The 23,488-nt window shown below is 43.6% G+C and carries 21 protein-coding genes; 6 read left to right on the forward strand and 15 right to left on the reverse strand.

What is annotated here, in order from left to right; translation table 11 throughout:
* Positions 1–271: 271 nt before the first annotated feature.
* From KOI40_RS17910 to KOI40_RS17920, 3 genes are all read left to right on the forward strand, one after another.
* Entirely contained in the window at positions 272–655 is a 384-nt protein-coding gene (locus KOI40_RS17910) for a c-type cytochrome (RefSeq protein ID WP_216098926.1), read from the forward strand.
* A 12-nt stretch (positions 656–667) separates the two neighbouring features.
* A complete protein-coding gene (locus KOI40_RS17915; RefSeq protein WP_216098927.1) occupies positions 668–2,107 on the forward strand; it encodes a flavin monoamine oxidase family protein in 1,440 nt (479 codons plus the stop codon).
* Positions 2,108–2,263: 156 nt separating this feature from the next.
* Positions 2,264–3,304, forward strand: coding sequence for an IS481 family transposase (locus KOI40_RS17920; RefSeq protein WP_216098928.1), 1,041 nt, complete (start codon positions 2,264–2,266; stop codon positions 3,302–3,304).
* A 161-nt stretch (positions 3,305–3,465) separates the two neighbouring features.
* Here KOI40_RS17920 and KOI40_RS17925 read toward each other — a convergent pair.
* Positions 3,466–4,646, reverse strand: a protein-coding gene (locus tag KOI40_RS17925) for an IS3 family transposase (protein WP_216098929.1) whose coding sequence is annotated in 2 segments (ribosomal slippage) — positions 3,466–4,388 and positions 4,388–4,646 — 1,182 coding nt in all. Because the reading frame shifts where the segments join, the coding sequence is not laid out codon by codon here.
* Positions 4,647–4,688: 42 nt separating this feature from the next.
* Here KOI40_RS17925 and KOI40_RS18960 point away from each other — a divergent pair.
* Entirely contained in the window at positions 4,689–6,365 is a 1,677-nt protein-coding gene (locus KOI40_RS18960) for a DUF2326 domain-containing protein (RefSeq protein ID WP_216098930.1), read from the forward strand.
* Positions 6,366–6,618: 253 nt separating this feature from the next.
* Here the strand turns inward: KOI40_RS18960 and KOI40_RS17935 are convergent, their stop codons facing one another.
* Positions 6,619–9,621, reverse strand: a complete 3,003-nt coding sequence (locus KOI40_RS17935) for a Tn3 family transposase (protein ID WP_216098931.1) — start codon at positions 9,619–9,621, stop codon at positions 6,619–6,621.
* A gap of 122 nt (positions 9,622–9,743) precedes the next feature.
* On the opposite strand from KOI40_RS17935, the gene lspA reads away from it, so the two are divergent.
* Positions 9,744–10,265 carry a signal peptidase II gene (lspA, locus tag KOI40_RS17940; RefSeq protein ID WP_216098932.1) on the forward strand — a complete coding sequence of 174 codons (522 nt, stop codon included), beginning with the start codon at positions 9,744–9,746 and terminating at the stop codon, positions 10,263–10,265.
* A 21-nt stretch (positions 10,266–10,286) separates the two neighbouring features.
* Entirely contained in the window at positions 10,287–11,576 is a 1,290-nt protein-coding gene (locus tag KOI40_RS17945; protein ID WP_004574636.1) for an ISL3-like element ISPpu12 family transposase, read from the forward strand.
* A gap of 459 nt (positions 11,577–12,035) precedes the next feature.
* Here the strand turns inward: KOI40_RS17945 and KOI40_RS17950 are convergent, their stop codons facing one another.
* The 13 genes from KOI40_RS17950 to KOI40_RS18010 all read right to left on the reverse strand — a co-directional run bounded on the left by KOI40_RS17950 (position 12,036) and on the right by KOI40_RS18010 (position 23,479).
* Positions 12,036–12,566: a thermonuclease family protein gene (locus tag KOI40_RS17950; RefSeq protein WP_216098933.1), complete on the reverse strand. Its 531-nt coding sequence runs from the start codon at positions 12,564–12,566 to the stop codon at positions 12,036–12,038.
* A complete protein-coding gene (csrA, locus tag KOI40_RS18530) occupies positions 12,563–12,964 on the reverse strand; it encodes a carbon storage regulator CsrA (protein WP_216098934.1) in 402 nt (133 codons plus the stop codon). Before csrA ends, KOI40_RS17950 begins: the two co-directional genes overlap by 4 nt.
* 23 nt (positions 12,965–12,987) lie before the next feature.
* Positions 12,988–13,491 carry a hypothetical protein gene (locus tag KOI40_RS17960; protein WP_216098935.1) on the reverse strand — a complete coding sequence of 168 codons (504 nt, stop codon included), beginning with the start codon at positions 13,489–13,491 and terminating at the stop codon, positions 12,988–12,990.
* A 15-nt stretch (positions 13,492–13,506) separates the two neighbouring features.
* Positions 13,507–14,700 carry a DUF1173 domain-containing protein gene (locus tag KOI40_RS17965; protein ID WP_140591009.1) on the reverse strand — a complete coding sequence of 398 codons (1,194 nt, stop codon included), beginning with the start codon at positions 14,698–14,700 and terminating at the stop codon, positions 13,507–13,509.
* A 10-nt stretch (positions 14,701–14,710) separates the two neighbouring features.
* On the reverse strand, positions 14,711–15,286 hold the full coding sequence (locus KOI40_RS17970) for a hypothetical protein (protein ID WP_216098936.1): 576 nt from the start codon (positions 15,284–15,286) through the stop codon (positions 14,711–14,713).
* A 5-nt stretch (positions 15,287–15,291) separates the two neighbouring features.
* Entirely contained in the window at positions 15,292–15,693 is a 402-nt protein-coding gene (locus KOI40_RS17975) for a hypothetical protein (protein ID WP_004748902.1), read from the reverse strand.
* A 27-nt stretch (positions 15,694–15,720) separates the two neighbouring features.
* Positions 15,721–15,999, reverse strand: a complete 279-nt coding sequence (locus tag KOI40_RS17980; protein ID WP_216098937.1) for a hypothetical protein — start codon at positions 15,997–15,999, stop codon at positions 15,721–15,723.
* Positions 16,000–16,077: 78 nt separating this feature from the next.
* Entirely contained in the window at positions 16,078–16,674 is a 597-nt protein-coding gene (locus tag KOI40_RS17985) for a hypothetical protein (RefSeq protein ID WP_216098938.1), read from the reverse strand.
* 209 nt (positions 16,675–16,883) lie between these two features.
* A complete protein-coding gene (locus tag KOI40_RS18780; RefSeq protein ID WP_004748900.1) occupies positions 16,884–17,153 on the reverse strand; it encodes a cold-shock protein in 270 nt (89 codons plus the stop codon).
* A 15-nt stretch (positions 17,154–17,168) separates the two neighbouring features.
* The gene (locus tag KOI40_RS17995) at positions 17,169–18,272 is read right to left on the reverse strand and encodes an ATP-binding protein (protein WP_216098939.1); all 1,104 of its coding nucleotides are present in this window, start codon (positions 18,270–18,272) and stop codon (positions 17,169–17,171) included.
* Positions 18,273–18,521: 249 nt separating this feature from the next.
* Positions 18,522–21,506 (reverse strand): Tn3 family transposase, encoded by a 2,985-nt coding sequence (locus KOI40_RS18000; protein ID WP_159268301.1) that lies wholly within the window; start codon positions 21,504–21,506, stop codon positions 18,522–18,524.
* Between the two features lie 11 nt (positions 21,507–21,517).
* The gene (locus KOI40_RS18005) at positions 21,518–22,459 is read right to left on the reverse strand and encodes a site-specific integrase (protein WP_159268302.1); all 942 of its coding nucleotides are present in this window, start codon (positions 22,457–22,459) and stop codon (positions 21,518–21,520) included.
* Positions 22,460–22,534: 75 nt separating this feature from the next.
* Positions 22,535–23,479: a cation diffusion facilitator family transporter gene (locus KOI40_RS18010; protein WP_439653245.1), complete on the reverse strand. Its 945-nt coding sequence runs from the start codon at positions 23,477–23,479 to the stop codon at positions 22,535–22,537.
* Positions 23,480–23,488 lie beyond the last annotated feature (9 nt).

Genomic DNA, 23,488 nt, shown 5'->3' on the forward strand with positions numbered 1-23,488 from the left:
TTCCAGTATATCGAAGTGGACTACAATCGAACCCGCCGACACAGTGCCAACGGCTTTATTAGCCCAGAAGCATTTGAGGCGAAGAACGTCGCTTAATAGCGTGTCCACTGTTGGCGGGCAGGATCAGCTGGTGGTATTATTGCGCATACTGGGCAACCGGTAAGTTTTGGCGCAGAGTTAACGGTTTCATTCTAACCGTATAGTTCTAACAGATGCCACGAAAGTGGCATCTATCCTCCCTTTTTTAAAACTTATTTAAGAGGCTACTACCATGAAAAAAATGAAATTCAATATATTAATCTTCACTTTATTAAATATAGGTGTGATTTCTCAGTCTTATGCTCAAGAGTGTGATTTAAAAAAAGGTGAAAAAATTTACACCAAATGTGCAGCATGCCATTCGCTCGAACCTAAAACTAACTTAATGGGGCCAAGCCTTCATGGCGTTATCAACAGAGAGTCGGGGTCTTTAGAAGATTTTATCTACTCAGAGGCAATGAGCTCAAGCAAATTAATCTGGTCTAAACAGCAGTTAAATGAATTTTTGCTGAATCCTATGCAAAAAATTCCGGGCACAACTATGCCATTTGCAGGTTTAAGAAATGAAAAATCTCGTGCTGCCGTTGTTTGTTATATAGAACATAAGTCAAAATAAGGAATTGTTACGATGAAAAATGATGGAAAATTAACACTAAACCGCAGAAAGCTTCTAAAGAGTGCGGGTTCATTAAGTTTAGGCACAGTCGTTGGTGCGGGCATGGTAACAAGCTTAACTGCTAATGCCTGCGATAATAAACAACAAAAAACAAATTATGACTATGATGCTATTGTTGTTGGCGGCGGCTTTGCAGGAGTTACGGCGGCACGTGATTTACAAAAATCGGGTTATAAAACCTTGGTGTTAGAAGCAAGAAATCGATTGGGTGGTCGAACATTTACTTCTGAATTTGCCGGACATAAAATTGAATTAGGCGGCTCTTTAGTACACTGGTTACAGCCAGAAGTGTGGACTGAAATTCAACGCTATGGCCTTGAACTCATGGAAGTACCTTTGATGGCTGCTGACAAAACATTTATTAAAACAGCCGATGGTAAGGTTATTGAAGCCCAAACAGATGACATGATTGGTATTCTCGAAGCCTTCAATGAATTTATGCAAGAGTCAATTACCAGTTGGAATAGACCTTATGATGCAAGCTACACAAAAGCAGCCATTGATAAGCGCGACCATTTAAGTGTTGCAGATCGTTTAAATGAAATGAAATTAAATCCGATACAACGAGCGGGTCTTGATAGTTTTCTTGGAATTTTGGCTGCCGGTGAAACTAAAGATGCTTCTTTTAATGAAATGTTAAGGATTTGGGCGCTGAGTAACTGGAATTATCCCAGTTTTGCTGGAGCTATTGGTCAATATAAAATTAAGGAAGGCACCAAAGCATTACTTGATGCCATTGTTAAAGATGGTGATTTTGAAGTTCGTATGTCTACTCATGTTAAACGTATTGAAAGTAAAAAAGATCACGCCGTGATCACCTTACAAGATGGTACTTCAATTACTGCGGGCGCGGTTGTATCTGCATTACCGAGTAATGTGATTGGTGATATTGAGTTTATTCCAGCTTTAAATAAAGGTAAAAGCGCTATTTTCAAAGAACGTAATTCCGGTACCAATGGTCAGATGTTTAATGCTGAAATCAAAGGCGATATTGGTAATGTGAGTGGTGTGGCAGCATCAACAGATCAATTGCCGTATTTTGGTGTCTATAAACAAACTTCAGAGCACACTATCGTTAACGGGTTCTTAACCAATAACAAATTAGATTATATGGATGACGAAGCGATTCAAGACGCTTTACGAGAATTTTTACCCGGCGTAGAAGTTATTAGTAGTGTTGCTTATGACTGGGTTAATGACCCATATTCTCAAGGTGCATATGGTACTTATAAGCCTAACTGGATTAAAAAATATAGCGATGATGTTTATAAACCAGAAGGTCGTGTACATTTTGCCGGTACAGATTTCAGTAAGGGATGGCGAGGTTTTATTAGCGGCGCAATAGGCTCAGGAACTATTGCCGCCCAAGCAACCATTAAAATGTTAGCTTAAGGACACTATTTTTGTTGGATGATACCAAGAGGATTGTATAATTATTAATTTGTATTAGTTCCGACTTAATCTGACACATCGACTTGAAAAGTTGAGAGTTACCCGTTTTTATTAAAGGTGTCGAATCTTTAATTTAAACAAAAAAAGGTAACTCTCATGTTGCATACTAACAATCCAATCATTAAACACAAAGCGGGTTTATTAAACTTAGCTGAAGAATTAAATAATGTTTCAAGAGCCTGTAAAGTGATGGGCGTATCAAGAGACACATTTTATCGTTATCAAGAGCTTGTTGAAGAAGGTGGTATCGATGCGTTAATTGAAAAGAATCGACGCACTCCAAATATCAAAAATCGTGTTGATGAAGAAACAGAAAAAGCTGTTATAGCTTATGCCGTTGAACAACCCGCTCATGGCCAGCACAGAACCAGTAATGAATTACGTAAACAGGGTATCTTTGTCTCTGGCAGTGGTGTTCGCTCTATCTGGCTGCGTAATAACCTAGAAAACTTCAAAAAGCGACTTAAAGCATTAGAAGATAAGTTTGCCAATGAAGGGCTTATTCTTAACGATGCGCAAGTTGCTGCGTTAGAGAAGAAAAAGCACGACGATGAAGCTTGTGGTGAAATCGAAACGGCTCACCCTGGATATCTTGGCTCGCAGGATACCTTTTACGTAGGTAACCTAAAAGGCGTTGGACGTATTTACCAACAAACCTTTGTCGATACCTATAGCAAAATAGCGTTTGCTAAGCTCTACGTTACCAAAACACCAATCACTGCCGCTGATATGCTAAATGATAAGGTTCTACCTTATTTCGAGGCTCATGAGCTGCCAATGCTGCGGATATTAACTGATAGAGGTACTGAGTATTGTGGTCGTGTAGAACATCATGATTATCAGCTATACCTAGCGATTAATGATATTGACCATACGAAAACAAAAGCGATGTCACCACAAACCAATGGGATCTGTGAACGGTTCCATAAAACGATCTTAAACGAGTTTTATCAAATAACATTTAGGAAAAAAATCTACTCAACGATGGAGGAATTGCAAAAAGATCTAGACGAATGGATAGAATACTATAACAATGAACGAACTCATCAAGGTAAAAAATGTTGTGGGCGGACACCACTAGAAACATTACTTGATGGGAAATCGATTTGGGCCGAAAAGAATTTAGCTCAAATCTAAGCTGACAAGGCACCCTAAAAATCGGGTAACTGTCAGATCAGGTCTGAGCTACTACAATTAATTTGCAGTGAATAGGGATTCACATATTTAGTCTCTAATAGTTCATAGTTAGTAGAGGCTAATCAGGAACTGACCTGGTCAACCAAATTCACGTACCCCAGTTAAGCAACCATTTTTAAATCAAACCCTAAACTATCGTTGCCAGCTTCAAAATTATTTGGACTTTTATAATCCAAATAAGAATGTAATCTGTGGCTGTTATACCACATACTAATATAATTCAATATATCTTGCTGAGCATCAAACCGTGTTTGGTAACTTTTCCAATGAACTCGTTCTTGTTTTAAACTGCCGAAAAAACTTTCTACAGCCGCATTATCCCAACAGCAACCTTTACGGCTCATACTACCTACAAATTGATTGCTTTTAATCAATGTACGGTAAGCCTTACTAGCATACTGAATACCTTGATCGGAATGAACAATTAACCCTGCCTTTGGCTTTCGTTGCCATATGGCCATCTCTAACGCGTCACAAACCAGTTGTGCTTTCATTCTTGAACTCATGCTCCAGCCAACTACTTTACGCGAGTACAAGTCAATAACGACCGCCAGATATAACCAGCCTTCATTTGTCCAAATGTAGGTAATATCCTGTACCCACGCTTGATTCGGTTTCTCTACATCAAATTGCTGCGCTAATTCATTGCCATAAACAGGCTTTTTATGCTCACTGTTTGTCGTTGATTTGAATTTACGTTTGTAACGAACCCAAACACCAGCTTCTTGCATTAGTGCTTTCGTTTTTCTGCGGCTCACAGGAAAGCTCAAGGCATTGAGCACCTTTTTCATTCGTCTTGCGCCATAGGTGTTATCACTGAACTTAGCGATATCTTTTACCCACCTTAGCATTTCTTCTTTTTCGGGTTCAGGCTTGTACCTGTCACAATTTCTTTTTTGAAAGCTGTAATAATTACTACTTTCTACCCCTAATATTCGGCACATTACTGTGACCGGCCAGATCTTCTTATGTTGGGTAATGAACGAATATTTTATTTCGTTTCCTTGGCAAAGAAGACCGTCGCTTTTTTTAATATATCGCGCTCCATCTTCAAGCGTTTATTTTCTTCACGAAGGTTACGTAATTCAAGCTGTTCAGGCGTTAACTTACCATTGCCCCGAAAAGCATAGCCATCATCATTCTCTGCTTCTTTAATCCAGCGGCCAATCATATTGGAGTTAATCCCAAGATTTCTGGCAGCTTCTGCTTGAGAATAACCTTGTTCATTTACTAAGGCTATTGCATCTTGTTTAAATTCTTTTGAATATTTTTTACGTGTCATTTTATTATCTCCAGTTAAGACTATTATCTCTTAACTGGGGTAGTGGAATCTATTAAACCACGTCAAGGGATAAATTTCATCGTTGATGAAACTAAATCATCCGAAGGAAGTGAAAAGCAATCAGGTAATAACATTGGAAAAACCACCGTCATACGGTTAATTAACTTTTGCCTAGGTGGTTCAGATAAAGGTATCTACCAAAGTAAAGAGTTTAAAAATAACCTCAATGAAGAGGTTAAAGCTTTTCTTATAGACAATGGTGTTGTTATTACACTTCAGTTAAGAGATGACCTTGATGATCCATTTTCGAGACAAATTGAGATACGTAGAAATTTTTTAAGTAACCGTAAAAAAATATTAGAAATTAATGAGCAAACAGTTAAGGTAAAAGATCTAGACAGCGAGCTTAAAAGACTTATTTTGGGTTATGAGGAAGATAAACCTACCTTCAAACAGTTGAAAGCTAAAAACATACGAGATGAAGCCGAGCGATTAGAAAATACTGTCAGGGTGCTTGGTAATTTTGGCAAGCCTGAAGAGTATGAAGCGTTATATTTATTTTGGTTGGGCGTTAATTATCCTAGCGCCGAGAAAAAACGTAGCTTGTTAGAAGAAAAGAGAATTGAAGATACACTGTATAAGCGTTTAATTTCAGATAATAGTGAATCTAAAATACAGCAATTTTTAAATATTGTTGAGCGTGATATCGAACAGTTAGAGAAAAAAAAGCATAACTTTAATATCAATGAAGATTATGAAAATGATTTAAAGTCACTAAATAAAGTGAGAGCTCGCTTGAATTCACTATACGCTAAGCAGAGTCAACTAAGCCTTAGAAAAGAGCTAATTGAAGAAAGCCGAGTTGAACTAGAGAGAGATATCGCAAATGAAGAGATATCTCAAATTGCTGAGTTATATTCACAGGCGAAGGTGATCATTCCTGATCTCCAGAAGAGCTACGAAGACATTGTTGCATTCCACAATCAAATGATTTCTGAAAAAATTCATTATGTAACTGAAGAATTGCCAAGCCTTCGGGAGCAACTAATAAAAACAGTTTCCGACATACAACTTAACTTAAGTAAAGAGCAGCAGTTTGTGGATTCGTTGCAAAAAGCGGACGCTGTTGATGAGCTGCAAGTAATAATCACTGAACTGAATGGGATGTATGAGCAAAAAGGCCGATTAGAAGAAAAGTCGGATCAATTACAGAAAACAAAAGCAATATTGACCAGAATTGAAAAAGACTTATCTGTTATAGATGCCTCAATATTTAGCTTAAACGATCTTATACAGGAGCGTGTATCCTCGTTTAACGGATTTTTCTCTGATATATCTCAAAGATTATATGGTGAAAAGTTTGCTATGAGCGCCACGTTTGAGAAAGCTAAGAAATCCGAATCCTCTTTTTATAAATTGTACATTGACTCTCTAAATGGGCAAACAGGAACAGGTAAGAAAAAAGGTGAAATTGCTGCCTTTGATATTGCCTATGTTAAGTTTTCAGATAAAGAACAAATACCCAACCTGCATTTCATCTTACATGACCAAATGGAAGTTGTGGATGATAATCAAATTATTGGTCTCGTCAGGGAAGTCATCGATGCAAATTGTCAGTTTGTTGTACCAATACTTAGGGATAAATTACCAGATGAGCTAGATAAGCCAGAGTATCGTGCTTTAGCTTTATCACAGAATGACAAGCTATTTAGAATTTAAGGTATTGGTGGTAAACAGTACGACAATGTATGCGGTAGAAGAGTTTAGAACTGCTAAGGATAAAAATATTATATTTAGTAGTAAAGCTAAATTATTATTATTCCATTATTTGAATAATAATAAATAATTTGAACTAAAGTGAGCAAATTTTGACTAATAAAGTAGACTTACCATTATGGGGTTCTGGGGACATCCCCGCCTAATGTAACACTTATCGCTACAACCCACAGCTAACATGACATTCACAGGCCTCTTAATTTTCATTCTGTACTATTGATTGCATAATTTCATCTAAATCAAGTAAGTTTTGTTCAAAGCTAAAGCTGTAAGTTCCGTTCAAGTTTATATTATGCCATGCCACTGGTGAAACTTGCTTAATGATTTCCAATTTTTGATCGTCACCCTCTGCCTTAAAGTGCTCTAGTAATCGGCTCAAGATCAGCGAATTAAAATAGATAATGGCGTTCGTTAAAAGCCTTGCACATTCGTTCCATAAGACGATTTCATCGTCTGACTTTCCTTGAAAACGATTTCCATTTACATGAGCAATAGCGCGACGTAATTGATGATAGGCTTCCCCGCGATTCAAAGCTCGTTGGACATAAGTTCTTAGGCTGGCGTCATCAATATAGTCTAATAAATACATGGCCTTGAGCATTCGGTTGTACTCAGTTAACGCTTTCAGTAAAGGGTGGTTTTGACTGTAGCCAGAAAGCTTTCTCACAAGCATTGCCTGCGTTATCGTCTTTTGCTGTAACGATATTATGATCCGTTGAATACTATCCCACTCATCGACAATTAACGTGGTATTGATAGGCTTTTTCAACGAGAGTGTCGCCTTGTTTTCTTCCCCCTCTCTCACATCAAAAAGATCTGATATTACTGTTCCAAACTGGGCATAACGGGGTGCAAATGTGTACCCAAACAAGTCCAGCAAGGCAAAGTTCACATGATTAACACCATGTGTATCGGTGGATAATATGTCCGGCTTAATTTCAGAGGTATTGTTATGAAGCAGGTCTAAAATAAAGTGTGATTCATGTTCGTTGGCACCGATAATTTGTGCATTCAAGGCTACATGGTTGGCTATCAGGTTCATCGATGTCAGCCCTTTGTTGGTACCAAAATATTTGGATGAATAACGGGTTTTAAACGTCTCTAACCGTGATTCAAATTTCTGCCCATCGGCGCTGGCATGGATGAGTCCTTCTTGAATATTGTAATGTTTGAAGATGGATAATTTCGCAGTCGCATCGTTAATTGCATCATTACCGAGGTTTAGCGTTTCAGGTCGCAGATAATTTGCTTGTACTGTGCGAAGATGATCATATGAGCGATCGGAGATACTGGCCATGCCATGCAAGCCGTAATAAGTGCCATTGCCAATAATGGCTGCCAGCAAATCATTTAAATGGCCGGTCTGTCCAGACTGTAATTGACGGACGTGTTCGAAGTACTGTAAAAACCCTGTTTCCTGATGAACGAAGCGCAGTACATCGGTAATATTAATTGGTTTCATGCGCGCAAAAAAGGGATTGTTTAAAGCCGATTTCGTGCCTGAATACGGCAATCTCCACTGCGTTTTGCCCGAGCGATTGCGCAGTATTACATTTCGATTGTCACCATCATCAATACGCTGACAAACCCGTTGCAACTTTTCGCTCATCTTCTGCTCCATCGACCTAACAAACTTGGAAGGCTCTGTATTCATGCTGTCTAGCATAGAATCTTTAAGGAGTTTGTTTTTCTGTGCCCATGAGAAATCGCAAACGAGATCATCGTGTAATGCTCGGAATTTGATGGCTGTGGGTATAAATAGTTGGCCATCAAGTTTATTCTGAGCTAACAAATACAGCATGATCTCGTAACGCTCCAGAAGTATGTTGTTATCCTCATCAATCACATACAAGTGTTGGTTGACCTTAATTAGCCGCCGATCTGTAGACGCTAACTTACCAGCCTCTAAGAACTCATTTTTCATGCTATTTAGCTGTTCAGCTAACACCTTGGTATTGTCGGCTCCCTCAAACGTCAGGCATAAAAAGAGGGGGCGTATTAGGTGCTCGACCAACTCTCGTTGTTTATCATAAAACTCCCATATGTAATCATTTTTTGTGCGCTTTTGCTTTTTCAGATACAAACACAATGATTCTATTTCCCGCTCTCCAAGTAACCCTTGTACCTGTTGTTTTATTTCTCGAAATGACACTTGGTCATCAATGGTATCGTCAATAAAAAAGTATAATAATTCGCCAGCTTTGCTGATATTGGCTACCGCACCTTCCCAGTCTGCATAGGCCATCTCCTTAGCATACAATTTGGCTTTTTCACGTAATTTTCGAGCATGATAAATAAATCCATCAGCTAGGCGCTCAATATTAATTTGTGCACGCTGCTGAAGGTAACAGAGTAAATAAAGCTGCTGCGTGACACGGTCGAAGCGTTTAAGCTTAGTGATAGAGTAGTAATCAACCATCGCTGCATAATGCAGATGGTTTTGTTGTGATAGTGATAAAGCATATACCACTTGATCCACCTGAGTCATCCAAGGCTGGATCAGCTTATTAACGTTCAGCTCCTTTTCCAATTCAGACGCATTAAAGTTTTTCGCAGCCTGCTTCAGTTCTGTTACCGTTAGTGTGCTTTCTCCATCGACTAAAGATGCCAACGTAGTGGCCAAATCAGCAGGTATCGCTATTTTTAATGCGTTGGATATACGATTACGCTCCTGTTTTATTTCCTGACTGATAATTCGCTGAAGTACAGTATATTTGGGGATAGCAATATAATTTCGCGCTAGGAATTCAGTGCAAGCATCAAATAAAAACCGAGGCTCAATCCAAGATTTAGTAAGCTGCTGCAAATAGGTGGTCAGCGGCTTATGATGTTGTTCCACATCCCATGTTTTAAAGTCCAGTAGATGTAAAATCTTGTCGTAGATGCGTGTTTTTTGCATACGACTAATACTGAAACGTGGGACTTTATATTTAGGGAAATACTCTTTGGCGATAAAGTCTAGATCTTCTTGTAATTCTTTGTAAGATGGATTGAGTTGAATCGGTTTGATTTTAAAATAACCGATAAGCGCTATAGCATAGCACTTATGTCTTCGATCCCTGATGGATTGAATAATGTCCTGCTCCATATCATTTAGCACAAAACTGACGCGCTTTTCTTCCAGAGACAGGCTAGGAACGCCATATAAATCTTTAACTTCCGCTTCGTTAAGTATCGTCAGGCGTTTTGAATTAGGCATAGGCTTCTCGCAAAACCCAAATTTTACTATAATTCAAATTTATTACAGAAAATATATATTGAGGTGCCCCGAGAGACATTGTGCTATATGGGATATAGCGAAAAGTGTTACATTAGGCGGGGATGTCCCCAGAACCCCTTATTGGCAAAAAGCTCTCGCCGTATGCCCTATTGTCCATATCGGGCCTGCTGGCAGCGTCTGATCAGGCTGTAAAGTGGCTGGTGCAGCAATCAATGGCCTATGGCGAGTATGTTTCGGTGACCCCGTTCTTTAACTGGGTGCACCTATGGAACACCGGTGCCGCATTCAGTCTTTTTGCGAATGGTGGAGGCTGGCAGCGCTACTTTTTTATCGGAATCGCGGTAGTGGTCTCGATTTTTCTGATCAAGCTGATCCTTGAAAATCGTCATAAAGGAGAAGCCATCGCTTACAGTCTTATCCTCGGTGGCGCCATGGGCAACCTGATTGACCGGGTCTTTCGCGGCTATGTTGTGGATTCCTTTGATTTCTATTGGCGAGACTGGCATTGGCCGGCCTTCAACCTGGCTGATATTGCAATTGTCCTCGGTGCCTTACTTTTCGTTTCCAGCAGCTTGTTGGGTAAAAAAGCAAACACCAATGCCGAGCCGGATGGATCTGACTGACACCTACGCCTATACAACACCATGACCGAACTTCCCGACAACATCCTTCACCTGCCGCAATACCAAGTACTGGGCTGCAAATCAACCGACGACGAAATGCACTTCCAGGTGGACGTGCCCGATCCCATCGCCTGCGAGGAATGCGGCGTGCAGGGTGAGTTCGTACGGTTCGGCAAGCGTGACGTTCCCTATCGTGATCTGCCCATCCACGGCAAGCGGGTCACTCTCTGGGTGGTCCGCCGCCGATACACCTGCCGGGCCTGCAAGACAACATTCAGGCCCCAGCTACCGGAGATGGTGGACGGATTCCGTATGACACTGCGGCTGCATGAGTACGTGGAGAAGGAATCCTTCAACCACCCCTACACCTTTGTGGCGGCACAGACCGGCCTGGACGAGAAGACGGTGCGCGACATCTTCAACGCCCGCGCCGAGTTCCTGGGGCGCTGGCACCGCTTCGAGACGCCCCGCATCCTGGGCATTGACGAGCTATACCTGAACAAGCGCTACCGCTGCATTCTGACCAACATTGAGGAGCGAACCCTGCTCGACCTGCTGGCCACCCGCCGCCAGGACGTGGTGACCAACTACCTGATGAAGCTGAAAGACCGGCAGAAGGTCGAGATCGTCAGCATGGACATGTGGAACCCCTACCGGGCAGCGGTCAAGGCTGTGCTGCCCCAGGCCCGTATCGTGGTCGATAAGTTCCATGTGGTGCGCATGGCCAACGATGCCCTAGAGAGAGTGCGCAAGGGCCTCAGAAAGGAGCTGAAACCGTCCCAGAGCCGGACTCTCAAGGGAGACCGGAAAATCCTGCTGAAACGCGCTCACGAAGTCTCAGACCGGGAGCGCCTCATCATGGAGACCTGGACAGGCGCGTTCCCGCAACTGCTGGCCGCCTACGAGCACAAGGAGCGCTTCTACGGCATCTGGGACGCCACCACACGGCTCCAGGCAGAAGCCGCCCTGGACGAGTGGATAGCCACCATCCCGAAGGGCCAAAAGGAAGTCTGGAGCGATCTGGTCAGGGCAGTGGGAAACTGGCGCGAAGAGACCATGACCTACTTCGAGACGGACATGCCCGTCACCAACGCTTACACGGAGTCCATCAACCGACTGGCCAAGGACAAGAACCGTGAAGGGCGCGGTTACTCCTTCGAGGTGATGCGGGCACGAATGCTCTACACCACGAAGCACAAGAAGAAGGCACCGACTGCGAAGGTCTCTCCTTTCTACAAGAAAACCATCGGTTACGGACTGCCGGACTTCGCAGAGGAACTCAACTACGGAGTCGATCTATCAACCATCTGAGGGTGGTATCAGATTGATGGGGTGAAGGTGCCCCATCAACCATTAAATCCGTATACCCATTAATCATTCAGTATTCACGCGAGCAAGAAATCGCGAACAAGTATGGCCATCTGCTCGGGCTTGAAGAGATTCGTGACGTTTTGAAGTACAAGACGGTAGATGCGCTGAAGAAGGCGCACTATGACGGTAAGTTATTGCTCCGATTGAAGAAAATAGACGGACGAGCAGGACTGTTCTGCACGGCAAAGGCCGTAGCGGAATACATTGATCAATTGGATAAGGAGGAAAGTGAAAATGTATAGAGGTCGATACTCAGGTCGGCAAACCTGAGTATCGAAGCGAATCTTTTGGTACGGGATCGCTATTCCTAAAGCTTCCTACAAAGTCACCGGAACTAACCAGCAAGATTCAGCGCTTGAGGGAGCAGCGCACAGGTAAGAGCGTCCATCATCTGGTTACTCATTTTCTATTCCTACGCCATTCCCAAGGTGGAATTCGATCTGCTTCAGGTAGGCCCCAGAGGCCACGTTTGTTGATTCGCGCATCCTTTTCAAATTCAAAGAGTAAGGGAGACTTTGCATACTGGCGATAGACCCAGGCGCTGCCAGATTTAACAAGCTCGGCGTTAACCCACTTCCCGTCAACATAAAGGTTTGCTACCAGGCGGCCATACCTGTCAGTGTCAACAGTATCGACTTTTACCAGGCGTCCGAACACAAGATCCGATAAGGCCTGTTTGGAACGGCTGCCATAAGGTTGCTTCTTCTCAGGCGTATCAATTTCTGCCAACCGAACACGATACTGGATCTTGCCGCTTTTACAGTTTTTTCCGGAATTGCACGGCTTATCTGTCAAAACATTTACCGTATCTCCATCGGAGACACCGACAACCTTCGCCATGAAGCTTTCAGCAAATGAATACGGCGATACTAAAGCGAACAGAACAATCAGAAATGAATACAAAAACTTCGCTGGAGCTAGGATTCTCATACCTTCTTAACTCCGGTTGCGACTAGGCCACGATTGCCCCGCTCTACTGAAAAGCAAACATCCATACCTTCGTGGAGGTCGTTGAATAAGTTATCTTCAACACCGGAAGCATGGAAGAAGATATTGTCATCGAATCCCGGTGAATAAATGAATCCATATCCTTTGCTGTAAACCATGTCAGAGATACTTCCCGTTTTTTCACCACCGCCAAGGTTATCGGAGGGTTGATATTCATCACCGCGCTGAATTCTGAGGTATATCTCTTCGCGATGGACCTCAATGTTTTTTGGTGCGTTGATTCCGATTCGTACCTGGTTACCATTGACCCCCAATATGGTGACGGAAACGTCGTCGCCTACCATGAGAGTTTCACCAATTCGCCGAGTTAATATGAGCATAATGACACGTTCCTTTGAATAGATTAAACGAGGCTTACAAATACCAGCTCGTCCTTCTCAAAGGATCTGAGAGGTGAAGAATTAGGTTTTCGATCAGTATGAAAGCCAGCGTATACCAATACAGAGACGATACCGGGTATCGTTTTATAAGCAATACGTTTGGTGAGCTGAAAGTAAGCATCGAGTGGGTTCATTGATGGCACATCGAACGTGAACTGCTTGTTTTGTTCCGTTTTGATGTCAACGCTGTACTTATGTTTTCGCCCAGGACGGTCTGCTCCATCCCTTGGCCTTTGGCCGAATATTTCAGCGATTGCAGACTCATAAACACTATTGCTCAGGATGTCGCAAGCGCATAGAGCTTCGGTGTATCCACCTAACCGGTATCGCCATTCGAGGCTCTCAAATTCGTGGTGTGAAGGCTTTACATTATCTAGACCAATGATTGCCTTACCATGCTCAGGCGAAATATTGTCTCTCAACTCCTGGAAGATGTTTTCTATTTGATTCTGGTCGAGTGTTCTCATTGTTATTCCTACTTCTTAAACGGCGCTAAGGGTATCTTCCTGATTCACATCAAGGATTTGACTTGGTAACTCGCTATGACTAACAACCGCGTTCAGCTCGTCGTAATAGCTCTCTGTCGCTCCTGCTGGAACCAGGTAAACAGCCGTAGGTTTTCCTTCAGTATCGGTTAGAAGAACCGAGGCTATGACATCAGACGATCCAAGGTTGTAGCGTAAGCCTTTGATGAAATGACGCTTCCCTGTACAGAGCCGCTCCAGGAGTTCAAGCTCCTCTATGTTTTCAAAGGGAAGCCAATTCCGATCCACGGCCATGAAAGAGATGGTATCCACCTGGGGACTGCCGGATGCGCTCAGAAGAAAAGTACAGATTGTTAGCAAATGAATGGATTCATTTTCATGGAAAAAAGCAAGCTCAGTGGAGAAGGCCTTATTTATTCGCTTGTAAACATCCTCTCCCATGTAAACCGGAGTATCGGGCATATGCTTGACGATCATCTTGAATCCAAACCGGGCTTCTTCGATCGTCTTCACTTCGCCAATGAGTATGCCCATAGGCTGTTTGTTGCCCTGCTTTTTCAGCTTGGATAGGAACTGTCTGCGTCTGGCCACAATTTCATCTTTGTGGTCCAGAGAAAACTGCTCTGGAATCAGCAGTGCTTCTCCTAGTGGGTGTTTTCTGGTGACTTTGTTTTGCGCTGCTTGTAGGAGGTACTTTCTGATCACATACCAGGAGCGCTTGCCTTCCATGTTTGGTGCCCACTTGTTAAGGCCTGCATCTTCATAGAGGAAGTGGAGCAGCGATCGGATGGTAAGCTTGGTTGGATCTGCTTTGACCGCAGTGGGTTCTTTGGTTTCACCCTTGCTAATCGTTCGATTCAGAGAAACCTTTGAGAGGGTGAAGTCCAGTTTCAGATTGGTTATTCCTGTTTCCTGGTCTTCTGAAATAGCCTTGTTCTCAACGGCTCCACGACCGGAGAGTTCAGCCGGGATCTCGTAGGAATCACAGTCTGGATGATGCTGTTGGCCACTGTTTGGCATTCGCTTCAGCACATAGCTGTTGTCGCCGGTGCGAGCAATATACATTGGCACGCCGGGAGTTGAGCAAAGGCACAAGGGGCGCTCGCGAGATTTGTAGGCGCTGGCCAGCGCCTCTTCAAATAAAGGATCGGAACGTTCGAGAACGCAATCACCGATGGAGTATTGTGTCATGGTTGCCACCTTAGAATATTGGTTCCCCTCTGGTCCTCATATACTGCATGACGCCGAACGAGAGAAAATACACGACTGAAGTAAGCCCTAAGAACAGGGCAAACACCCAGAAAGGACTTCCCAAATAGCCACTGCTCATAAACTTCAAAACTACGGCAGGAGTTGCTGCCATGAGAATGAACAGAAACAAGGTAAGGATGTTTTCCGATAAGATGGCAGGAGCTGAGAGTGGCTGATTGTTGTGATCTAAATGGAAGTACTGGTTAATACCGTCGATGTACTTTTCCACTATCCAACCGTGACGCTCTGCATCTTTTACGAAGCCCACGAAGTTCTCCACCCCCAGGGTTTGAAGAATCTCTGATACTTGGAGGCGTTTATCGCTAACCAGAAGTGAAGTGTCATCATTACTCAATGAGACCGTTTCTATCTGGAGCTTTACATTGGCTTGCACGCACGGCGTGAGATTAATCAGCGACTTCACCGGGCGGTCGGAGTAGATCCCAGTTGGCAGGTCATCATGCTTTTTGAGCGTTGCTAAAAGTGTATTTCCGCCATAGACATTGATTTCGATAAGGGCCTTCATACGATTCATCCTTGGATCGAGTAGTACTTTTCAAAGATCTCAAGTGCCTCCCGATTTGTCAGGCCGTTTCCGAGTCTCTCACGGACGAATGACTGAATACCTGGTTCGCGTTCAATCAGGTTTGTAATGAGCTTTACAACGTAATCGGATGTCTGGTCATTGAGGGCGCGTGTTCTGGTAACGGAAATGGCCGTCATGACCTCTGCTGCAAGCTTGCTGTCAGCATGTTGGCGATAATCAGAAGGTGGTACTGAGTTGATGATGTTTGAGGAGTGATTGTTATTGTCAGACGAAAACCAGTCACCGATAGCCGGTCTTGGCAGTTTACCGGTTCCGGACTCAATAAAGGGCAGTGTATAGAAGGTCGCAACAGCTCCCAGTATGAAGCCAATTATTGTTCTGATCATTCATCACTCCAAGTTTGAGAAGGTTTTTTACTCATATCTCTTTATCGAAATATGCCCCTGAGATTCCAGTTTTTTAATGTATCCAAGCTTTTCACCAAGCTTCTCAAGCAATATTTCAGCATCGTTAATAGAGAGACTGAAACTAATGCCTCGGAAAAAATCGCTGCGACTATTTTCATACTCTTGTTTGATTGGCAAGGAATCCGAAATCTCTATTTCGATACGATCAATGGTTCTTTTACCATTCGTTTTTTTCTCGGCTTCTCTAGCTGAAACAGAAATACCTTCAAACTCTGAAATCGACATAAGCGTTTTCTCCACGAAGCTTAACCCCCAACAAATTGTTTTGCGTGATTGATTACAATCACGCAATTTTGAGTTAGGTTAGATGTTTAATGCCTTTCTGGTTCGATTTTTCAGTGATTCGCCAAACTGACTGGCATTAACAGACTTATCTCTTAGCCAGTAAGTGATCGTGATTTTGCTTTCCTTGTCAGACTGCTTCTCGATCTGGCTGTCGATGATTGCCTGAATGCCATCGTGGTTGCGATCGGCACGCATGTGGTAGTAAACCGAAGGAGTAGCATCGTAGGCGTAGGCGAAAGTCTGCATTTTGGCTTCGGCCATGCTCCCCCACTCCTGACGGATTTCCTGCTCGGTGTAGTAGTTGAATTCTTTCTTAATCTTGAGGAACGCGACATCCACATTCACTGGCACGGTAAATACGATTTTGTGCTCAGTTGGCTTAGCGGTAGTGGTATTTACAACGGTAGTTTCGGTAGTCGTTGTCTGGGTTACCTGTGATTCCTGTGCTGTTTGTTCCTGGTTAGCTTTACCATCATGGTTGATGGGCTTGCCGGTAATAGGGTTGTTCCAGCAGGTCAGGCATTTGCCATCAGAAGAGTAAACGTGCTGGTTGGAGGCGCAGCCGCTAACGATAAGAACCAAGGCCAAAGAGCCGAAAAGTGCAGATAACTTCATGAATGTTCTCCTATAAAGAGTGGTTTATTTAAACGTTACTACGAGGTGCCAAACTAGCAACCCGGCAAACCAGGTTGCTGAATGAGCATCGAGCCAGGAGACACCTGCACATAGAAGTCTTGGATAGACCTGTGTAGCGTGGGATTATCCCGGTCATCGAATGAAAACCAATAAAAAAAGGGTCATCGAGGATGTACCCTTTTATGGCGCTAGTACCTTCCATAGCCGGATCTTTGGAATGGATACTGCTGTGAATGGCGTTGATTGGGGGCTTTAGGCTGGTCTTGAACCAGTCTGACGTTTTTAGCCACCAGGCCTTTGCTGTTGATGTGGCATTCAAATTCCACTGTCCTCCCTGGACGCAAGTACTGGCAGTTTTTCAGTTCGTTTGCGTGGACCATGATGTCCGGGGCATCACCCCCATTGTGCAGAAATCCATATCCTTTGTCGGTGAACCATCGTTTAACCGTTGTCTGCATCCGTTAGACTCCTTCTTATTGGTGCTGCTGTTCCAAGTAGCGCTTCAAACCGGGCTTTTCAATGTTGTACCCGTCCTTTCGGGTCTGGCTGATTAGACTGGCTTCCGATAGACGCTTGATGGCTCGCTGGATATTAGAAGCGACGCCTTTAACATCGGTTTCCTTGTCTATTCTCGCCATTAGCTCTTTTGAGAAGGGGTTTGTACCCTTGCAAAGCGCCAGAAACACAAGCCGGTCGATCGGCTTCAGTCTCTTTGATATGCCCTCGAAATCTTCGGTTGCTTCCATAAGCTGAAGCACATATTCCAAGGCTTCCTCAACAGTAGCCTTGAAGGTAATCATTTGGGCGATCAGCTTCATCATCCAGTACGGTGACTGATCCAAGTCCAGGAAGGCTTTGCGTAATGGTTGAATGGCAATAGTGATCTGGTGGTTTTTGGCCAGCTTGTCTCTCAGAAATTCAATGAATTGATCATCGAGGTCTGGAAAATCGTGTTGTTCAACGAAGTGGTAGAACGGTGACTTTGATTCGTTCAACAGCAGATCCAGATAGTGTCTGGAGGAGCCGGTAAAAATGCTTTTTACCTTGCCTTGGCGCTTGTCCAGCATGGTCCGGAGCGTGTGAGCAAGCGGGTCAAACTGGGTGGACGTTGTTAGATGTTGCACTTCATCAATCAGTAGCAAAACCGTTTTCTTGCCAGCCTTTTCGACCAGCATACTGAGTAACTGATCGAGATAGGCGAGTTCTTTGCTGGTTGGTTTACTCGGATTGTCGGCAAACTCCACTTCCATTTTCCCCAGCAGCTCGTTGCTTACGGTGGTCTTTTTGATTTTGGCGTTGAGCAACCGGCTGAAGGTCGCTTTTTTATCGAGCGCCGCAATGGCATCTTCCAGGGCTGCGATCAGTCCTTCATGGGGGGCATTGATGTTTTGCCATAGACTCGCATAGACAGGGATGTAGTTTTTCTTCTGCGATAGTGGCGCGAGATCCTGAAGAATGAATAGCGTCTTTCCTTTACGTCGAGGTGCTATGATCGCTAGGCTTGATGAGATACCGAGGGCCAGTAGGCCAAGGTATTGTTCTGCCAGCTCTGTTCGTGGATAGTGCCACCCTTCCATAAAAAGGACCTCTATATTTGTTTTGTGACTTACGCGGGATTACGCGCCAATTGCATAATTACGCATAATACAGGTAGCTGCGCGTAATTCAAGTCCTACCAGCTATTTTTGATAACAACTACTATACCAGATCAGCAATAGAGAGCGGCCAAGCGCCAGCCTCACCCCCTCACTGCGATCGAGAGGTCCGGCCGGCAAAAGTGTTGGATTTAGCCACTTCGATCGTAAATCACTGATTATATTGAATATTTAGTCAGGTTGAAGTTTGTAGCCAATTGGCACCACTGCTTTAGTCAGATCAAGCTCAAAGCTCCCCAGTCTTCCAAGGTGCGCTGTATGATACGGTGAGAACTTGGCCATATGCTCACGTTTAATATCATAGCCTTCTTCTCGTAATTCATTAAAAGCTTTGGTCATGGCATTGACGTTATACAGGATAGCGACGTTGGCAAGCAGATGATTGTATTTTACGATCTTGTTTTGCTCATGCTTTAAATTGGCAGCGATTTTCCCGCCATTTGCAAAGAATAACCATCTCGCAAACTCATTAAACTCCTCACTCTTACATGTTGCTGCTTGGATTGTTTTACGTAAGTCGACATCGGTAATGTACTCCAATAAAAACATTGTACGAACCACCCTTCCAAGTTCTCGGAAGGCAAAATACAGCTTGTTTTTACGGTTCTTGGTGCCGAAGCGTCGCAATATGGTTGATGCCGTGATTTTTCCAGCCTTCACCGACATAGCTGTTCGGAGCATATCTGGGTAATGCTTCTCGATACGATCCCATCGTATTGGCTCATGAAATAACGACTGTATATGCTGGAGAACCATTTCCCTGTCTGGCTTGTAAAATGTTAGATCCTTAATATTTCTAATGCGGGGCATCAACTTGATTCCAAGCAGATACGCCAGTGCAAATACGGGTGTGGATTGAGCTTGGGTATCGCCATGTACTGTATCGGGTTTAAAATCGGATTCGTCGTTAAGGAGTCCATCCAAGATATAGATCGCTTCATACACGCCACAGGGTATAAAGTGGCTAAACAAGGCAATATAGGTATCTGATACGTGATAGTAAGCAATACCGCCGAAACTACCGTATCTCAGGTGATATTCTGATAATAAATTATCTTCATAAAGATCCCATAGTTTACCATCGGCTGAAACACTATTACCCGAACCCCAGCACTCAATAAGACCAAATTTTTTGTACGCGTTATTCACTTTAACGATGGCTTTATCCAGCCTTTCTGGTGTCGTTCGTTTAAGATTGAGCCATGCAACTTGCTTACGGCTAATTCCTCGAACTGATCGTTCGGTTTCAGTCGGCCCAATGTTGGTGCCATAACAAAACAGAGAAAGGACAAATCGCAATAACGGGTCATCGATACGCGATTCAAATCCAGACAGTGGCCCGAATAGTTCATTTAAAGAAAGCCATTTTTCTACGTTAATAATGACCTCAAGTAGATTGATTTTTTCAAGCCGTTCCGCGAGTAGCGGTGCAATCGCTTCAACTTCTGCTGAGGATTCGTTAGATTTTGGCTTGCCGATAATTAACTTGCCTTGTTCTATTCGGACGTATTCGTCATCTGGGAACACACTATCAGCCAAGACGCAGGCTTCTTTCATTTGCACCTTCAAGGCTTCGGTGAAAGCCGTGTCACCGGCGACCAACCCCAGCTCACTACAATAACCAGGCAATTCTTCTTCATACTGTTCCCACGAAATCATTTGTTCGCGGTAGTCGTCGAAGGTTTCACTGTGAGGAATAAACAAGTCGCCCGTACTCAACTCTTCTGCAATACGATCAAATACACACAGTTCAAAATTGTGTTTGTTGACGTGTGTAACGTGAGCTGTTTTTGATGCCTTACCCGTAACCAGCTTCCACCACTTGTCCCGCACCCATCGAATATTAATAATATTTTTGCTATCTGGGTCTTCAGGGTTTTCTTTTATTTGGAGTAGTTCCGTTCGTCGATTTTTACACTCTCGGATAAATTCAAACGCCTTCAAAACGTCTTTGTCTTCAGTGGCTGATTCTAAGTTCAGTATTTCTATGGCTCGAAATAATGCCGACCGCTGTTTCTTGTAGAGCGGTACCATGAAGGGTAAGTAATTGTTTCCCGCGTAGGCCATGTATTGATCGCACATCTCCAGTATTGTCTTCCCGTCCTTGGCGAGAACAGGGTCGAATGCGGATACCGAATCGGGCTTATCAAGGTAAACTTTAACCGTCCCTGACAGCACGGAAATGAGCCTGTCAGTTTGTTTCTGATGATGCGCCAGATACTCTTCGAGGTTTTTTTGTGCTGTGCGGTCGATCTTTTGAAGCGTTTTAATGACAATCTGTGCGGCACTGTCGAGAGTTTGCGCGTATTGATGTCGAATTAACACAATCATCAACGCCGAACGTTTGTTACTTTTGAGTCTTTTTATTTCTTTTAGATCAAGAGCTTTAGCTTCGTTAATGTACTGGCGATGCTTGGTCGGAGGAAGCCCTAGGTCAGTTGGCAACATAGTTTGCAATGACGAAAGCCACTCCAAGTAGCGAATGTACGCTTGAATATTTCGTGGGGTTGGTCGTTTTGCCTCGTGCTTTAAATCAGTCCAGCCATAACTATCAGGTCCTGAAGCATTCAAGAGTTTATTGACGGCCGCTCGACCTTCAGAATTCAGAAAATTCGACAGCAGGTCAAAGTACCTATTGTTTATCTCGGCGCGAGCACTTTGACATAAGCGTTGAAGTACACTGAACGGGGGCAGCTCATACTTTTCTTTAACCAAATATTCCAAGCTGACATTAATAATATCTGCCAACGCCTCTTTGGTTTTTGCGGCTTCTAAAGCCCATTGGAAAATCAAAACACCCGTTGCGTCATTATCGTAGGGTTTAAGCCCTAAGTATTTCCGAACCAACTTAATATGCCGGTCTTTAGCTCCTGAGCTGAAATATGTATTCAATTCAGTCTTAGACGATCGACTGCGAACAGCCTTTTTAATGTGTTCGATAATGCCTGTAGGAATATCTTTGATGGGCACAAATCGTCCCAATCGTTGTACTATTTTCAGTTGTACCAACAAGCCAAGGTAGGAGGCACTACTTCGCTTACAGTGCTTAATGGCGAAATTTAATTCCTTACTCGTTGGTGTGTAGACTTCATTCAGATCCTTTTGCGAAAATTCTTGCTTCAGTCTCGGGTAGGCTGTCTGATAAATAGCGACCATGCTGTTAGACCTTAATCAACGTCTGCTTTCGTTGTTTGACCATTCGCGAGTAACTGTTGCGAAAAAGGATCGGCGACTTCAATGTAACGCATGGCTGATTGAACATCTTTCCAACCAACGTATTCCATCAGGGACTTTGTATCCCACCCCTGAGTATTGGCCCAAGTAGCGAAGCCGCGACGTAATGAATGACTACTAAAAAACTCAGCCTCATCGATCTCTGCTCTTATACAACACTGTTTAATAATGCCAAGAATACTCACAGGGTGCAGTGCCGTGTCCGCAATATGCCCCCAACGATTAATTGAACGAAATACGGGTCCTTTGCCTAGCTGTGCCGCGTGAATCCAATCGAGGTAGGCCTCAACAGGGCAAAGTTGTTTGAGTGCTGGGGCTTTGTAGTGTCGCCCTAAGCGTGAATGATCGCCTTTGCTACGCGGGACGAATATTTCCATACCTTTGCCTGACTCAGCCTGTACATGTTCAACACAGAGACGGGCCAATTCGTCACTGCGAAAAGCTCGCCAAAACCCCATGAGCAACAAAGCTTTATCACGGATAGCTTGCAAGCCGTTTATTTGAGATCCGTTTTGAACCGTTTGATCTAAGGTGCTTATTAATTGCTTCAAATGATGCAGTTGGATAGGTTTAGCTTGTTTGGGGGTTGTTGGGTGCAGCTCAGCGATACCCTTAAGCACCTTTTTAACGTGGGGTGCTTTTGTTGGGTCTGGAAATCCCTGATCTTGGTGCCACGCTGCAATACCGGCTAGTCTTTGCCGTAGGGTGTTAATGGACAAACTATCGGCGTAGTCCGCTATGTAGTGGGTAATACTGTCGGCGGTCGCAGGGAGAAATCCACCCCACGACACTTCAAAATGCTCAATCGCGGCGCGATAGCTTTTTCGGGTGTTATCTCGCGTTGCTGCATGAAGGTAATCTTCAATATTGGCCAATCGTGTCACCTATCTGTTACTAATTATGTATTTTCAAAAGTTGTTCAAATTCTGTAGCTTACCGAAGATCGTCCTTTATTTGAGCGTGTCGCGACAACTTTCATCCTCAAACTCGAACTCAATAGTGGTGTGTTCAAGGTCAAAATAATCCAATTCATCGGCAATCTTTTGTTTCAAATTTAACTGGTGGGATAAGTCCATCGTATGTGATAACGCAAGGTGTGCTGTTAACACATGATGCTCACCGTCCAATGACCACAAATGAAGATGGTGCACGTCTTTTACACCCGCTAATTTCTTAAGAGTTTCTGCAATCTGATTATGAAGTTTTTTATCTGGTACTGCCTGTAAAAATAGGAGCCCGGTTTTCCATAAATTGCGAAAGACATTAAAGGCAATAAATAGGGTGAAACCAATAGATAAAATGGGATCGAGTATTGGCCAGTCAACAAACATAAGTACGATAGAGACAATGAATACTGCTACCCACCCCAAGACGTCTTCTAACAAATGCCAGTTTAAAACCCGCTCATTTAAGGTTTTTCCTCCGCTGAGTTTGTACGCAGCGAATCCATTCACGGCTATACCAAAGATAGCCATACCGAGCATACCTTCAGCGACAGGCATTTCCGGGTTTTGCAGGCGAGGTATGGCTTCACTTAGCACCCAAAGGGAGCCAGCAACCAATACCATCCCATTTATCAAAGACCCTAATAGCGAAAAGCGTCTGTAGCCGTAGCTAAAATTTCCGCTTGCGGGCTTATTGCTCCAATATGATAAAAACCAGGCTAACCCAATCGACAGGCTGTCGCCTAAGTCATGTACCGCGTCCGCCATGATCGCTGTACTATTAGTAAGCCAGCCACCAATGAATTCAATGATTGTAAAGCCGACATTGAGGAAAAAAGCCCAAGCAATTCTTGAACTTGAATCATCACTATTATGTGCGTGACCGTGGTTATGCATTTCTTTTCCTTGCTTGTTATCCAGACGCGGCAACGTTTTTGCCGCGTCTTTCATTAAGGACGA

The sequence above is a fragment of the Pseudomaricurvus albidus genome, assembly GCF_018863235.1.
Lineage (GTDB): Bacteria > Pseudomonadota > Gammaproteobacteria > Pseudomonadales > Cellvibrionaceae > Pseudomaricurvus > Pseudomaricurvus albidus.